Origin of the sequence: uncultured Albimonas sp., assembly GCF_963977235.1 — a bacterium.
Taxonomy (GTDB): domain Bacteria; phylum Pseudomonadota; class Alphaproteobacteria; order Rhodobacterales; family Rhodobacteraceae; genus Albimonas.
Genome location: NZ_CAXBOD010000086.1, coordinates 1 through 15,218 on the forward strand (window position 1 = coordinate 1; position 15,218 = coordinate 15,218).

9 protein-coding genes and 4 pseudogenes are annotated in these 15,218 nt (G+C 70.2%); 3 read left to right on the forward strand and 10 right to left on the reverse strand.

The window, feature by feature from the left end; all coding sequences use genetic code 11:
• Together AAC134_RS22030 and AAC134_RS22035 are read left to right on the forward strand one after the other, a co-directional pair.
• On the forward strand, positions 1 to 600 hold a 600-nt coding region (locus AAC134_RS22030; RefSeq protein ID WP_339951637.1), incomplete at its 5' end, for an FAD binding domain-containing protein.
• Complete coding sequence (locus AAC134_RS22035; RefSeq protein ID WP_339951639.1) at positions 597 to 2,795, forward strand: xanthine dehydrogenase family protein molybdopterin-binding subunit; 2,199 nt, start codon at positions 597 to 599, stop codon at positions 2,793 to 2,795. The genes AAC134_RS22030 and AAC134_RS22035, both read left to right, overlap by 4 nt.
• A gap of 170 nt (positions 2,796 to 2,965) precedes the next feature.
• On the opposite strand, the gene AAC134_RS22040 is transcribed toward AAC134_RS22035, so the two are convergent.
• The 9 genes and pseudogenes from AAC134_RS22040 to AAC134_RS22080 form a co-directional block, all read right to left on the reverse strand.
• Positions 2,966 to 4,114 carry an integrase arm-type DNA-binding domain-containing protein gene (locus AAC134_RS22040; protein WP_339951641.1) on the reverse strand — a complete coding sequence of 383 codons (1,149 nt, stop codon included), beginning with the start codon at positions 4,112 to 4,114 and terminating at the stop codon, positions 2,966 to 2,968.
• A gap of 843 nt (positions 4,115 to 4,957) precedes the next feature.
• Positions 4,958 to 5,977: pseudogene (locus tag AAC134_RS22045) on the reverse strand (IS3 family transposase); the annotation flags it as partial.
• An 18-nt stretch (positions 5,978 to 5,995) separates the two neighbouring features.
• A pseudogene (locus AAC134_RS22050) lies at positions 5,996 to 7,156 on the reverse strand (IS3 family transposase).
• A gap of 492 nt (positions 7,157 to 7,648) precedes the next feature.
• The gene (locus tag AAC134_RS22055; RefSeq protein WP_339951643.1) at positions 7,649 to 8,476 is read right to left on the reverse strand and encodes a DJ-1/PfpI family protein; all 828 of its coding nucleotides are present in this window, start codon (positions 8,474 to 8,476) and stop codon (positions 7,649 to 7,651) included.
• A 113-nt stretch (positions 8,477 to 8,589) separates the two neighbouring features.
• A complete protein-coding gene (locus AAC134_RS22060) occupies positions 8,590 to 10,785 on the reverse strand; it encodes a TonB-dependent siderophore receptor (RefSeq protein WP_339951645.1) in 2,196 nt (731 codons plus the stop codon).
• A 482-nt stretch (positions 10,786 to 11,267) separates the two neighbouring features.
• Positions 11,268 to 11,408 carry a hypothetical protein gene (locus AAC134_RS22065; RefSeq protein WP_339951647.1) on the reverse strand — a complete coding sequence of 47 codons (141 nt, stop codon included), beginning with the start codon at positions 11,406 to 11,408 and terminating at the stop codon, positions 11,268 to 11,270.
• 71 nt (positions 11,409 to 11,479) lie between these two features.
• Positions 11,480 to 12,076 carry an SCO family protein gene (locus tag AAC134_RS22070; protein ID WP_339951649.1) on the reverse strand — a complete coding sequence of 199 codons (597 nt, stop codon included), beginning with the start codon at positions 12,074 to 12,076 and terminating at the stop codon, positions 11,480 to 11,482.
• Positions 12,077 to 12,087: 11 nt separating this feature from the next.
• Positions 12,088 to 13,185, reverse strand: a complete 1,098-nt coding sequence (locus tag AAC134_RS22075) for a copper chaperone PCu(A)C (protein WP_339951651.1) — start codon at positions 13,183 to 13,185, stop codon at positions 12,088 to 12,090.
• 132 nt (positions 13,186 to 13,317) lie between these two features.
• Positions 13,318 to 13,692 carry a hypothetical protein gene (locus tag AAC134_RS22080; protein ID WP_339951653.1) on the reverse strand — a complete coding sequence of 125 codons (375 nt, stop codon included), beginning with the start codon at positions 13,690 to 13,692 and terminating at the stop codon, positions 13,318 to 13,320.
• Between the two features lie 454 nt (positions 13,693 to 14,146).
• Here AAC134_RS22080 and AAC134_RS22085 point away from each other — a divergent pair.
• Positions 14,147 to 14,822: pseudogene (locus AAC134_RS22085) on the forward strand (transposase); the annotation flags it as partial.
• A gap of 114 nt (positions 14,823 to 14,936) precedes the next feature.
• Here AAC134_RS22085 and AAC134_RS22090 read toward each other — a convergent pair.
• A pseudogene (locus AAC134_RS22090) lies at positions 14,937 to 15,218 on the reverse strand (hypothetical protein); the annotation flags it as partial.

A 15,218-nucleotide genomic window follows, 5' to 3' on the forward strand; every position in this document is an offset into this window, starting at 1 on the left:
TTCCCCGTCCCCGGTGCCCTCTCGGCCCATCTCGACGCCTGCATCGCCGCCCACCCTTCGGACATGGCCGTGGCGCTGCGGGCGCTGGACGCCGAGGTCGAGATCCGCGGGCCCGACGGCGCCACCCGCACCGCGGCGCTGGACGACTTATATCGGTTGCCCGGCGACCGCCCGGACCTCGAGACCACGCTGGAGGCGCGCGAGATCATCACCGCCGTGCGCCTGCCCGCGCCCAGCCCGGGGACGGCGCAGGTCTACCGCAAGGTCCGCGACCGCGCGTCCTACGCCTTCGCGCTGGTCTCGGTCGCGGCGTCCGTGCGGCTGCAGGACGGCCGCATCGCTGAGGTCGCGCTCGCCTTCGGCGGCGTCGGCGTGCGCCCCTGGCGCAACCCCGAGGCCGAGGCCGTGCTGATCGGCGAGCCCCCCTCCGACGCGCTGTTCCTCGAGGCGGCGGACGTTCTGCTCGCCCGCGCGCGGACCGAGCCCGCCAACGAATTCAAGGTCCCCCTCGCCCGTGGCGCCCTGACGGCGACCCTGCGCGAGGCGACGGGCCTGACCCCCGCCGCGGCGGGACCCGACCTGACGGGAGAAGCGGCATGACCAAGATGTTCCGCATGGACGAGGCGCAGCCGCGCCTGCTCGACCAGACCGGCCAGGGGGTGATCGGCGCCGCCCTCGACCGCCCCGAGGGGCGGCTCAAGACCGCCGGCCACGCCCGCTACGCCGCCGAGGTGAAGCTTCCCGGCATGGCCGAGGGCGTTCTGGTGCGCGCCACCGTCGCCCGCGGCCGGGTGCTGGAGATCGATGAGGCTTCGATCCGCGACCTGCCCGGCGTGCTCGGCGTGTGGAGCGGCGAACGCTTCCTGCGCAATCCCGCCCAGGGCATGGCCGGCGAAGCCCCGGTCCAGCCGCTGCCGCGCGTCGACTACCACGGCCAGCCCATCGCCGTGGTCGTGGCCGAGAGCTTCGAACAGGCCCGCGACGCCGCCCACCGCCTGCGCGTCCTCTACGAACGGCAGGCGGCAGAGACCGATCCCGACGCCGTCGCCGAGCTGGAGACGGACGAGGACAATTCCCCCCGCTTCGGCGACCTCGACGCCGCGCTGCGCGAGGCGAAGCATGTCGTCGACGCGACCTACACCACGCCGGGCCAAGTCTCGGCGGCGATGGAGCCCCACGCCTCCGTCGCCCACTGGGAGGCGGACGGGCGGCTGACGCTGCACGGTTCCTACCAGATGCTGCGCTTCAACAAGCTGGAGCTCGCGGATTCGCTGGGCATCGACCCCGAGGCCGTCCGCATCCTCGCCCCCTACGTGGGCGGCGGCTTCGGCTCCAAGCTGGGCATCGGACCGGAGGCGGTGGCCGCCGCGCTGGCCGCGCGAGACCTCGGCCGCCCGGTGCGCGTGGTGATGAGCCGCCAGCAGGTCTTCGACGCCATCCTGCGCCGCACCGAGACGGTGCAGCGCATCCGTCTCGCCGCGAAGGCCGACGGGGTGCTGACCGGCGTAGGCCACGACGACCGCATCTCCAACCTGCCCGGAGAGGCGTTCGGAGAGCCGACGGCGACCTCGACGCATTTCCTCTACGGCGGCGAGAACCGGGCCTATCTCAAGCAGATCGCGCGGGTGCACCGGGTCGGCACCGGCTCCGTCCGCGCGCCGGGCGAGGCGGTGGGGATGCTGGCGCTGGAAGCGGCGATGGACGAGCTGGCCGAGACGGCCGGCGTCGACCCGCTGGACCTGCGCCTGCGCAACATCCCCGAGAAGCACCCGGAGACGGGCGTGCCCTACTCCGCCCGCCAGCTGGCGCAATGCCTGACCGTCGGGGCCGAGCGTTTCGGCTGGTCCGCCCGCCAGGCCCCCGGCGCCCGGCGCGAGGGGGACTGGCTGATCGGCATGGGGCTCGCCTCGGCCGCGCGGCCCAACATGCTGGTCCCCGCCGCCGCCCGCGTGACGCTGAGCGCCGAGGGCGCGAAGGTCGAGACCGACATGACCGACATCGGCACCGGCAGCTACGCGATCCTCACCCAGATCGCGGCCGAGATGCTGGGCCTGCCGATGGACCGCGTGACGACCGTGCTCGGCGACACCGACCTGCCGGGCGGCTCCGGTTCGGGCGGGTCCTTCGGCGCGGGCTCCACCGGCTCGGCGGTGTTCCTCGCCGCCCGCGCGATCCGCGCGCGCCTGGCCGAGGCGCTGGGCTGCGATGCGGCCGACCTGACCCTCGCAGACGGCATGGCGCGCGGCGGCAACGTCGAGCGTCCGATCGCCGAGCTCTGCGCCGAGCCGATGGTCGAGGAGGCCGGGATCGAGCCCGGCGAACTGGGCTCGCAATACCACCAGGCCGGCTACGGCGCGCATTTCTGCGAGGTCGCGGTCCACGCCTGGACGGGCGAGGTCCGGGTGCGCCGGATGCTGGGCGTGTTCGCCGCCGGCCGGATCCTGAACCGGCGCACCGCGACCTCGCAGTGCCTGGGCGGGATGATCTGGGGCCTCGGCGCCGCCCTGACCGAGGAACTGGCCCACGACCCGCGCGACGGCCATCTCGTGACCCGTGACTTCGCCAACTATCACGTCGCCTGCCACGCCGACGTGGCCGGGATCGAAGCGACCTTCCTCGAGGAACGAGACGACCAGGCCAACCCGATGCAGTCCAAGGGCATCGGCGAGCTCGGCATCTCCGGCGCCGGCGCCGCAGTGATCAACGCCATCGCCAACGCCTGCGGGGCCCGTGTGCGCGACTACCCCGCCACACCGGACAAGCTGATCGCGGCCATGGCGGGGCAGCAGGCCTGAACAGCAAGGTTGGATCGATTGCGCATGCCGCTTGCTTCATATGCCGGCTTGTCTCGGCGAGGCCGCCTACGCCCCCGTCGAACAGCTCATTGCACAGCAAGGGCGCGCCTCGCCACGGTCCGACGCCCGACGCCCGACGCCCTTGGTCGCCACGATAAACTCACGCGCAATCAGACTTTTTCGGGCACGCAGAAGGCGGACCACTCCTCCATGAGACCACGTCGGCGGTCAAAAAGGTCGGAGCGAGCGTAGGCACGCTCTACGCGATCGCCCACGGCATGGGACAGCGCCGCCTCCGCCACTTCACGTTCGGCGCGGGCGGCTTCGGCGCACCAGTCGCGGAAGGTGGAACGGAAGCCGTGGGTGGTGAGGCCTTCGCGGTCCATGCGGTCCATCAACGCTTTGAAGACGGTGTCGGAGAGCGGGCGGGATTGGCCGCTCTTGCCCCGGACGGGGCTGGGGAAGATCAGGTCGGGGTCGAGGCCGCGAAGGCTCTCCAAGGTCGCCAGGGCGGCGGCGGAGAGAGGGACGCGGTGGGCCTTGTTGGTCTTCATGCGCTCAGCAGGGACGGTCCAGACGTCGCCGGAGATCTCCGCCCATCGGGCGCCGCGAGCCTCGCCCGAGCGGGCGGCGGTGAGGATGATGAACTCAAGCGCGCGAGCAGAGATGCCCTCGCGGGTCGAGAGTTCCGTCATGAAGGCCGGGAGGTCGGCCCAGGGGAGGGCGGCCATGTGCTCGGCCTGGGGCTTGACCGGGGGCAGCGCGTTCTTGAGGCCGTTGACCGGGTTCTCGTGAGGGTAGTGGCCCGCGCCCTTTGCCCAGTCGAAGATGACCGTCAGGCGCTGCTTCACCCGGCGGGCGGTGTCGTTCTTGTTGGTCCAGATGGGTTGCAGGACGCGCAGGACGTCGGCCGTGCCGAGGGTGTCGATGGGGCGCTTGCCGATCAGGGGGAAGGCGAAACGGTCGAGGGAGGAGAGCCAGATCTCGGCATGGCGCTCGCTGCGCCAAGTTGGGCGAAGGTTGTCGCGGACGCAGTGAGCGGCTTCCTCGAAGGTCAGCTGCTCGCGCTTGCGCAGGGTGTCGGGATCGCCGCCCTCGCGGGCGATCTTGCGGTACTTGCGGGCGAGCTCTCGCGCTTCGGCAAGGGTGACGAGGGAGGCGGAGCCGAGGCCGAGGTCGCGCCGGCGGCGGTGGACGACGGTGCGCAAGACCCAGGATTTTCCGCCCGTGGGCGCGACCCGCAGGTATAGCCCCCCGCCGTCGCCGTGGAGGCCCGGTTCCTTCAGCGTATCGACCTTCCTGGCGGTGAGCTTCGGCATCAATCTGTCCCCACATTTACACCAACATCGATGTTGGGATTGGATGAGATCGGATGCAACTCCTTCGGACGAGAGTCTCACGTAAATATCTGTCTTTCATTGGATTTGTGAGATCGGGAGGCATCGCCTGATCCGCCCGTCAGGCAGCCTCCTCCGCTACCAAGCCCCTCAATAGGTTAGAGCGAACCAAGCGGATCCGCCGGATCCGCTTTGTGCGTTTAGCGGGAGTGTTTGGTTGAAACTCCCTGGCGGTCCAAGAGCTGGCGTTCGCTAGCGGCTTGATTCTGGTGGGCACCGCACACTGGTTTCTGCGGCCAGGCGCCGCGAATCTTTCGACCATCGAGCTGCTGGCGTGCGAAACTGAACGGATGCGGTGGACGCCCCCACCCAGATCCACCCTATGTCAGAATATGAGCAGGTTCGCCGCAAATCAGCATTGGATTGGAGCAGGTTCTCGCATTTATTGGCAACGAAGCGGACTTTCACGCGAAACTTGAGTGCCTCAAGCTCTGCCGGTGCGCGCAAGCCAAATATCTGAGATTACTCAGGAAAGCGGGACCTCCATGAGGCGCGGGATCAGCTGCATGTGTCCAAATGTTTACTTTTGCGAAGGTTCGAGCGTGCCCTTGCTTGGATCGAGCCAAGTTCGCGCGCGGTCCACCGCGTGACCTGGTCCTAGCGAATGGCCTGGCTTCTTTTGGTTCGGCTGTTCTTCTTGATCCGAGCCCGAACCTTGGATCGCCCAGGGTTGGAGCTTCCGGGCTTCTGCTCCGCTCCCCAATTCTGGATCGCCGCCGGCTGGAGTTCCCGGCTCTGTGCTCTGGGACCCAGGTCTGGACCGCCGCCGGGGTTCATGAGGAGGATCGGGGCCTTGTACCCGATGGCCCCATGGGGACGCTCCTCGTTGTATTATCGACCCCAAGCCGCCAGCTTTTCGGGGGCATCGGCAGGCGTCAGGAACCAGTGCTGGTTCACGCACTTCCCCCGGAACCGGCCGTTGAATGTGAGGTGCGATCAGCGAGCACCCCGGTGGGGCGATCGCCGCGCCGGAACACAAGGCGTTGTCCGTGGGCTTCCCCACGGGCGAGACGTCCTGGATGGCGCCGTGCCGACAGAACCGCAGGTCGAGATCGCGGGACACGAACTCGCTGCCCTGGTCGACACGGATCGACTTCGGGAAGCCCAGGCCCGCGGACACCCGTTCCAGGGTCGCGACCACGCCCTCGCCCCGATAGGAGACCCGGGCGTCGACGGCCGGGGAAAACCAGGAAAAGGCGTCGTCGATGGTCAGCACGCGCTGCGTCTTTCCCGTGTCAAGCTGGTCGTGGACGACGTCCATCGCCGTGGGCTCGTTCGCGTCCATGGACTCCCGACGGTCCTCGCGCAACTTCGCCTTCACCCGCCGCTTGGGCGACGTGTTGCGCAGCTGAAAGCCCAGCTCGTTGTAGTTCGTGTGAACTTTCTAGTGGTTCACGTCCCAGCCCTCGCGCTGAAGCAGCGCATGCACGCGGCGGTAGCCGTAGTGCACGCGCGTCTCACAGATCTCGCGGATCCGCTTCTCCTCGCTAGCCTGCCCCGGGCGGCGCGAGCGGTAGTGACAGGTCGACGTGTCCAGCGTCGGCACCCGGCACGCCCGCCGGATCGACACGCCCCAATCGCCCCGCACAGCGTCCGCCAGCTTGCGCATCGCGGCAGGCTTCAGAGCTTTCGCTTGATGACGTCCGCTCGCGGGCGCTCTCGAACCAATGGCGTTCGCCCGCTCACCTTCTCGCGGTCCAGGGAGAGATCCGCCACCAGCTTCTTCAGCCGCGCATTCTCGTCCACGAGCGGCTGCAGCCGCTTCGTCTTGGCCAGCCCCCCAGAGCGGATCCGGTCTGAGTGTCAGTGGACGGCGGCATTGGCTGCCATCGCGATTGACGGGCCTTGGTGCGGCCAGACGGCTGGCCGGGTGAGGCTGACCTCGGGTGCTGGCGGCAGCCAGCCGAGCGCGGAGTGGGGCCGGACGGTGTTGTAGTGGCGGCGCCCTGCTTCGATCAGGATCTGCGCCTCCTTCAGCGAATAGAAGAGCTCCCCGTCGAGCAGCTCGTCTCGCAGCTTCGAGTTGAAGCTCTCGACATAGCCGTTCTCCCAAGGGCTCCCCGGCTCGATGAAGGCGGTGTCGACGCCGAGGTTGCCCAGCCAGTCGCGCACGGCGACGGCAGCGAACTCGGGGCCCTTGTCCGAGCGGATGTGCGACGGCGTGCCCCGCGCCAGCATCAGCTCGGCCAGGACCTCGAGCACATCCGACGAGTTGACCCGTCGCTTCACCAGGATGGCCAAGGCCTCGCGGCTGAACGCGTCCACCACGCAGAGCATGCGGAACGTGCGGTCGTCACGCGTGCGATGCTCGACGAAGTCGTAGGCCAGACGTGGTTCGCCCGTTCCGGCCGCAGCGGGAGGCAGGACCCGTCGTTCAGCCAGAGCCGCCCCTTCTTCGGCTGTCTTCCCGGCGCCTTCAACCCCTCACGCCGCCAGATGCGCTCGACCCGCTTGGCGTTCCCCCCCCGGCCTGGCGCAGGAGGGCGGCGATCCGCCGATCGCCGTAGCGCCCGTAGGTCGTCGCCAGCGCGACGATGTCCGCGGTCAGCCGCTCTTCATCCTCGGCAGACCGCAGAACCCGGCGCTGGGTCGAGCGCGGCTGGCCCAGGACCCGGCAGGCGCGGCGCTCGGAGACGCCGAGCCCCGCGCACGCCTCCCGGACCTTCTCGCGGCGGCGGGCGGGGCTGATCGGTTTCCCCGCAGGCTCTCCTGAAGGATGAGCTTGTCGAGCGTCAGGTCCGAGACCGCGCGTCTCAGCCGGGTGTTCTCCTGCTCCAGTTCCTTGAGCCGCTTCACCTGGTCGAGCTTCAGCCCGCCGTATTCGTTGCGCCAGCGGTGATAGGTCACGTCGCTGACGCCGATCCCCCGGACCGCCTCCGACAGCGTGACGCCTTGCGCCACCGCAACGTCCACCTGCCGCAGCTTGGCGACGATCTCCTCGGGCTTGCGCTTCTTCCTCGGCATGGATCCTCCTGGTCGGCTCAGCCGACACTACGGGTGGATCCGGTTCAGGGGGGAGGGCCAAGCCGGCTGTTCGAACTGGGCAGGACGGCGCCCTTCGTCGCCAGACATTCGGGGCGCACGTGGTCGGGCGGCCGCAGAGCTCAAACGTCTCTGCGCCTGAGGCGGCGGCGGCAGGCGACGGAGCGTCCTCCGTCGCCGCCTCATGACCTCGATGCCCTCAGGCGCATTGCTTCCACTGATAGAGACGGAAAGCAGGCCCGTCCCAGCCGGACCGGAGAGGAGCCGGAGGCGGAGCGGTGAACCTGTCCACACCACCCTCCATGAGCCGACCGGCGCATGGCCCGGCGCAAAACAGCGCCTGGATCGCCGGCGTCGAGGTCCTTGGAGCGGATCGCACCCGTAGACCCATGCAGACCCGAACGGGGGGGAGACGGCAATGACAGGACTTGCGCAGACACAGCGGAGCAACTCGGGGTCTGTGCCCTTCTCGGCCTACAGGGCCCGCCTCGCCGCTTGACCGGCGGCGACGGCGCGCTTTGGAAACCCCTCGAACATGGCGCCCATCATCTTGGCGATCTGCGGCGGGGCCGTGTCGAGGGACCCCGCGGCGAAGGGCGGGGCCGGGTCGTATTGGGCGAGCAGCTGGACCCCCATGGCGTAGTCGCGGTCGCGCAGGATCTCGAGCATCGTCAGCCCGAAATCGAGCCCGGCCGTCACGCCCGCCCCGGTGATCCGGTTGCCGTCGCGCACCACGCGGGCGGGTTCCAGCACGGCGCCCAACGGCTCCAGCGCGGCCTCGGCGCCCCAGTGGGTCGTGGCGCGGCGGCCGTCGAGCAGGCCGGCCGCGGCGAGGATCACCGAGCCGGTGCAGACCGAGGTGACCCAGTCGGCCCGCGCGCCGCGGTCGGCGACGAAGCGCATGGTCTCGGGATCGGCGAGCGCGCGGAACATGCCCTCGCCCGAGCCGGGGACGAAGAGGACCGTGAGGTCCCGGGGCGCCTCGTCGAAGGTGGCGTCCGGGGTGATCGCAAGGCCGAGATCGCTGACCACGGGCGCGCGCGTCGCCGCCACGATCTGCACCTGCGCGCCCATCAGCGAGGTGAACATGTGGTGCGGCCCCACGAGGTCGAGCGCGGTGAAGCCGGGATAGGCGACCATGGCGATCCGGTCGGCGCGGGTCCATTCGGGAGGAAAGGCGCTCATGTCATGGCCGGGCCCCGTCTCGGGCGCGGCGGAGGCGGCGCGGGCGCCCCCGCGGCCGGAGGCGGCGAGCGCGGCGGCGAGGCTCGCGACGAGAAGGGCGCGTCTTGTGGGATCCATCTTGAAATCCTCCTGGGCTGGCGCCCCGGCGGGGGCGGAGAGAGGGGGCCGGGCGCGCCGGCCTCCCCCTCCCCGCCCCGCCGGGGCGAAAGGCGAGATGCGAAAGGGCGGGGTCAGAACGTGTAGCTGAGCTGGGCGTAGACCGACCGCGGCGCCCCCGGCGCCACCTGCCCGCCGAACCAGGTGTAGGGGGTGTAGTAGTCCTCGCCGGTGAGGTTCTTGATCGAGAGGGAGGCGCCGAAGCGCTCGCCCTGCCAGCCGATCCGGGCGTCGACGGTGAAATAGGCGTCCGTCTCCCAGGTGTTGGCCGCGTCCACGAACTGGCCGGAGGCGGCGTAGACGCCCGCCCCCGCGCTCAGCCCCTTCTGCACCAGCCGGCTCAGGTCGTAGTTGAACCAGACCCGCCCGGAATGCTCCGGGACCATCGGCGCGCGGTTCCCCTTCGCCGCCGGACCCGCGGCCGAGGAGAACACCGCGTCGGCGTAGCCGTAGCTGACCAGCAGGCTCCAGTCCGCGTCGGGCTGATAGAGAAGGTCCGCCTCGAACCCCTGCGAGCGTTGCTCGGAGAGCCCCCCGGTGGTGGCGGTGATCTGGAAGGGGACGTTGCTGCGCTCGATGTCGAAGACCGCCAGCGTGCCCGAGAGCCCGCCGTCGAGGTCGAGCTTCACCCCGCCCTCGAGGCTTTTCGACAGCTCCGGCGCCGGTGCGGCGAAGGTCTGCGCGAACGGGACCCAGCGCATGCCCTCGCTGTAGCCGGCGAAGATCGAGACGCCGCTCAGCACGTCGACCACGACGCCCGCACGAGGCAGGAAGCGGGTCTCGTCGGTGCGGAACGTCGTTGGGACGGGGAGCGCATTCTCGGTGTAGCGCATGTCCATCATCCCCAGGCGCCCGCCGAGCATCAGGTGCACCCGCTCATGCACCGTGGTCTGGACCTGGGCGAAGATGCCTTGCGTGACATAGGTGTTGTCGAAGGCGAAATAGGTCGCCCCCTCGCCCACGCCCGGCTGCGGGACGGTGAAGGCGGGGAAGGACGGGTTCTGAAGGTCGGCGACCACCGGCGGGCAGCCGCCGCCCATCAGGAAGCACATGTTGCCCAGCGTGTCGGCGACCATGCCGCCCTTGTCCTTCGCCCGGCTGTAGTCGCCGCCGAACAGGACCACGTTGCGGGTGGGGCCGGCGTCGAACTCGGCCTGCACCGTGGGGCTGATGCTGAATTCGCTCAGCTCGTCGAAATGGTGGAGGTTCGAGACGTCGAAAGACGACGGCGCCAGCAGCGGCGTCCCGCCCGTCCCGGTGGCGTCGAGAAAGGCGCTCTGCGCATACTGGTCCATCGAGGACTGGCTCCACCGCGCCTTGACGTTGGTCGACCAGACCTTGTCGAAGCGGTGGTCGAAGGTCGCCGTGACCCCGTATTGCTCGCTGGTGCTGGGCTCGATGTCGGGGTCGCCGAAATAGAGGTCGTCGGGCACGCGGAAGGGGCCCACGAGCGTGCCGGTGACGGGCAGGCCGGTATAGGCCTGCTGCTCATGCCGGTTGAAGAACCCCTGGATCGTCAGCGAGGTGTCGCGCCGGTCGGTCAGCGTCAGCGAGGGGTTCAGCGTGACGCGCTCGCTCTCGATCACGTCGATGAAGCTGTCGGCCTTGGTGTATTCGCCGGTGAGGCGGAACAGGACGGTGCCGCTCTCGGTCAGCGGCTGGTTGAGGTCGAAATAGGGGCTCCAGTGCCCGTAGCTGCCGAAGGTGGCGCCGATCTCGCGGCTGGGCTCGGCTTCGGGCTTCTTGGTGACCACGTTGACCACGCCGCCGATGGGCGCGCCCGCGCCGCCGCCGTAGATGATCGCGTTGGGGCCCTTGAGCACCTCGATCCGCTCGACATTGACCAGGCTGTCGCGGTCGCCCGGCAGGAAGGTGTTGCCCGAGAAGCCGTCGACCCACTGCTCGGCCTTGAAGCCGCGGATCTTCAGCGGCGACTGGTCGACGTTGCCGATGATCAGCGGGTTGACCGCCTGCACGTTGGAGACGTTCTCCAACACCTCGGCGGCGGTGACGGCGCCCTGCGCCTCGATCATGCTGCGGGGGATGACCTGGACGGTCTGGGGGATCTCCTCGATCGGGGTGCGCGTGCCGGTGGCGCCGTCCGCGGTCAGCGCCCGCAGCCGGTCGACGGGGCCGGCGGGGGTCTGCTGCGCCCGGCCGTCGACCACGATGGGCTCGAGCTTCGTCGCGTCCTCCGCGCTCTGGGCGAGCGACGGCGAGGCGTGCAGCGCGGCGAGGGCGGCTGCGGCGAGATGGGTGGGTCTGATCATTTTCGATCCTGAAATTCGGGGGGGCGGCGCCGAAGGCCGGCGCTCTGGACGTCAGAGGGGACGTCGTCCCGCCGGAGGATCCCTCGGCCGGCCGACCCGGGGCCGGGCGAGGCTGGGGCGAAGCCGCCGCGCCGCAAGCCGAGGCCGGCCGACGGCGAAGGCGACGCGGCAAGGCGGCGCGAAACTCCGCGACGGCTCGAGCGCCGCCGAGACGAGCCGGCAGGCCTCGCAGCCCGAGGACGGCTTCGCCCCGTCATGACCCTCGCCGAGGCAGAGGTCCGGCGGCGCTCCGTCCGGCGACGTATAGGCCGCGACGTCCGGTCCATGCGCCGGTCCGGGCGGCGAGACCGGCGCATGGGCGAACCCCGTCGCCGCGAAGGCGAGCGCGATCAGCGCGACCAGCAGGCGAAGAGCGACCCGCCCGCGCGAGGCGGCCCTCCGCCGGCGACCGGCGGAAGGCGGGATATCGTCGCCTGAGCGGGTCACGGCGCCTCGACCCGAAGCAGGCCGACCGCCGGGGCGCCATGGGCGGCGCGCAGGCCCTTGGCCGCGCTCGACAGGGCGAGGCGCGCGACGGCGGGCCGCCTGACCGGCGAGCCGGAGGAGAGAGGGCGGAGGCGCATGGCGATCCTTCACGCGGGATCGGGTCCGAAGAGAGGAGGCCGGAGCGGCGCGAGGCCGCCCCGGCAAAGGCTCAGCCGGCCACCAGCTTGCGCAGCTTGGGCAGGACCGTCGCCGGATCCTCCTGATAGCGGATCAGGTCGGCGTAGCGGCCGTGGGCGTCGAACAGCATCACCAACGCCGAATGGTCCATCGTATAGCCGCCCTCGCCCAGCGGAACCTTCGCGGCGTAGACCTTGAAGGCCTTGATCGCCTTGGCGATCTCCGCAGGCTCTCCGGTCACCGCAGTGACCCGGTCGACCCAGGAGACGTAGTCCCCCAGCACCTCGGGCGTGTCCCGCTCCGGATCCACGGTGACGAAGAAGACGCGCAGGTCGCCCGCCTCCTCCCCCAGCTCCTCCATCCAGAACGAGATCTCACCCAGGGTGGTCGGACAGACCTCCGGACAATGGGTGAAGCCGAAGAACACGGCCGAGGGCGCGCCCTCCAGCGTGTCCTCGGTGAACACCGAGCCGTGCGCGGAGACCAGGCGATAGTCGCCGCGGCCGAGTCCTTCCTCGGCCTCGGCGCGCAGGGCCGGCAGGAACTGCCAGGCCGCCGCGCCCAGCAGCGGCGTCGCCACGGCGAGCGCCGCCGCCGCGATCAGCAGCCGCTTGCGGATGGGGGTCATGACCGGTCCCCTCAGTTGACGCGCGCGGCGTCGCGGGCGCGATCGAGCAGCGCCGCCGTCATGACGGGCCGCCCGGCCTCGGCCGCCGAGGCGTGGTCGGCTTTGCCGCCCTCCCCGTTCCGCAACATCCCATGGTCCTGACCGTGGCCATGCCCGCCAGCCGCGCCGCGGGCCTTGATCGGGAGCTGGACCTCGACCTCGCCCGCCGTCTCGAAGACCAGGGTCACGGCGGCGGTCTCGCCCTCGACGAGCGGGCCCTTCAGATCCATGAACATGATGTGATAGCCGCCGGGCTTCAGCTCCACCGTCTCGCCGGCGGGGATCGGCAGGCCGTCGGGCAGCTCGCGCATCTTCATCACGTCGCCTTCCATCGCCATCTCGTGGATCTCCACGCGGCCGGCGACGTCGGAGCGGGCGGCGATCAGGCGGTCGTCGGCGGCGCCTTCGTTGACCAGCGTCAGGAACCCACCCGCCACCGGCGCGTTGGGCGGGGTGGCCAGCGCGAAGGCGTCGCGGATCGTCAGGTCGCCCAGCTCCACCTCGTCGGCGGCGGCGTGGTGGTGGCCATGCCCGTCGCCCTGCGCCGCGGTCAGGGTCAGCGCCGGGGCGGGATGCCCCTCGTCCGAGCCGTCCCAGGCCACCTGCCCGTCGGCGCAGGTTTGGACGGTGACGAAATCGAGCCGGTCGCCGGCCGAAAGCTTCGGCCCGACGCGGCCGCGGAAGGTGAACTGGTCGAACCAGGCGTCCGGCAGATCGCCTTCGGTCCAAGTGATCGCGCGCACGCCCTCGGTCATCTCGTGGCCGTGGTTGTCGTAGGGCGCGGCGTAGGGGCCCGTCTCGGTGGTCAGCTCCCAGCCGGGCTTGGGCATCGGCTTGGCGGCGTAGAAGCCCTCGGGCAGCTCGACGCGCACCGTGTGGGTGGCCTGGCCGTCGCAGCCGTGGGGGATGTTCACCACCACCTTGGCGTAGGCGCCGACGGGGGCCTCGCCCTCCTCCAGCGTGGCATGGGCGAGGGCGGGGCCGGCGGCAAGCAGGGCGACGGCCCCGGCGCAGAGCGGGCGGGCGGACAGGCGAAGCGGGCCGCGCAGGGCGGCGATCAGGGTCTTCATGAATGCGTTTCCTCGACAGGATCGGCGCGCGTCCGCAGACGCGGCGCGCAGGCTGGGCGAGGGCGCGGGCGGACCGATGAGGTCCCGCGCCTCTGCCGTCGGATCGCGCCTCGCTGGGCGAGGCGGCGGTCGTCAGCCCAGACGCGGCGGCGCGCGGGTGTCGAAGCTGCGGGGAAGCGGAGGAAGATGGGGGAGGACGACCAGGACCGCCCGCGCAAGCCCCGGCGCCTCGGGCGGCGGCGGGGCGACGGGCGCCTCGGGCGTCAGCGCGCTGACGAGGCCGGCGAAGTCGCAGACCTTGGGATCGGGCGCGGTCTGGTCCAGGGGCAGACCGTCGCCGCCGACGGCGATGTAGACGATCTCGGCCCCGGTGCAGATCGGCACGTAGCCCGCGACCGCCGGCCCGGCGAGCGCCCCGCCTGTCATCCGCAGCGACAGCAGCACCGCCGCCAGCAGCACAAGCGCCAGCGGATGGCGACGCCCCAATCGTTGCAGCCATCGGATCATGCAGCCACCCTGCCTCAGCCGGGCGCCGCCGCCGATGCGGCATGGCGACGTTGGAAGTGCGGGGTCGAGGCACGCCGACACGCCCCCCGTCGGCGTCAGACAGGTTTCAGGATCCGCTGAACCTCGTTCATCCAGGCGATTTTTGCGTGATTGCTTACGTTACTGCCAGGGAGGGACTTTACGTTCTTCGCCAGACGCTTCACGGAAAGCGCCCCTACGCCCAATACTTCAGCGCAATGCGCGGCGGTTTTTGCGGTCCTCAACGCCGAGTACGGCCAGCTTCCAGACGGTGCCCGGGCGGTCTCGACGGGGACCTTCCGCTCGGCGGCATAGAAGCGGCTGGCGCTGTCGAATTCACCCGGGGGACGAAGCTTGCAACCGGCGCGCAAGGTGGCCTGCTGCCGGTTCCGTGGACACGGAGACAAGATCGTGACCAAGGAACAGGAGAGAGCGGATGCCGGGACGAACGTTCAGTCGTGAGTTCACGATCGAGGCGGTGAAGCTGGTGACGGAGCGGGGCGTTTCAGTCCCGCAGGCCTGTCGTGACCTGGAGCTGGAGGAGAGCGTGCTTCGTCGCTGGATGCGCGACGCGGCCGTGTCGCCGGGTTCGGCCTTTCCGGGGCACGGCCAGCAGCGCCCTGAGCTTGCCGAGATCGCAGCTCTGAAAAAGAGGTCGCCAAGCTCAAGGCGGAGCGTGACATCCTGAAAAAGGCTCGACATTGGAGCGCCATTGGTCCGAGCGACAATGGCGACGCGTTCTTCGCGCGGGAAACGACATGACGTTCGCTTTCATCGTGAAGCGCCGGGGCATCTGGCCCGTCGCCTGGATGTGCGAGGTGCTGGGCGTCTCGCGCTCCGGCTTCCGCGCCTGGCTCAAGCGAGCGCTCAGCGATCGCGCGATCCAGGACGAAAAGCCCGTCGCCGCCATCGGGCGCTGCTTCCAGGCCGGCGATCGGACATAGGGCGCCCGGCGGGTCTGGCGGGACGTCCTGGAAGAAGGCCTGTCCTGCGGCCTGCACCGGATCGAGCGGCTGATGCGCCAGAGCGCGATGCGGGCCCGTCCGAAGAGGCGCGGCACGCCGAAGGACGGCGGCGAGAGATCCGTGATCGCCGACAACATCCTTGATCGGGAAGTCGTCGCGGAGCGGCCAGGCGCCGCTTCGGTCCACAAGGGTGAGCAGCGGCATCTGCCAGCGCAAGAACCCGCGCTGCACCTTCAGCCGGCCGCTCCTGTAGCAATGCCACTAGAGCCGGGGCGGTCGGGGATGTCGGTCGGGATCGGCACTGTGGCGAACCCACTCCCGGGACCCCTTCCGGCTCTCGCACTGGTAGGTCTCGTCGACCTCGCCGATCCCGTCGAAACGCTCGCTGCAAGCCCCAGAGATCGGCGAGAGGATCAGCAGCCGCCAGCGCCCGATGGTATCCTCGATCCGCCCGAGCTTCTTCCCCAGCTTGCAGCAGAACAGCAGAGTGAACCGCACCGGGTCTGCCGGAGGCTGCAAGTCCTGAGTAGGATGGAGCCCCAT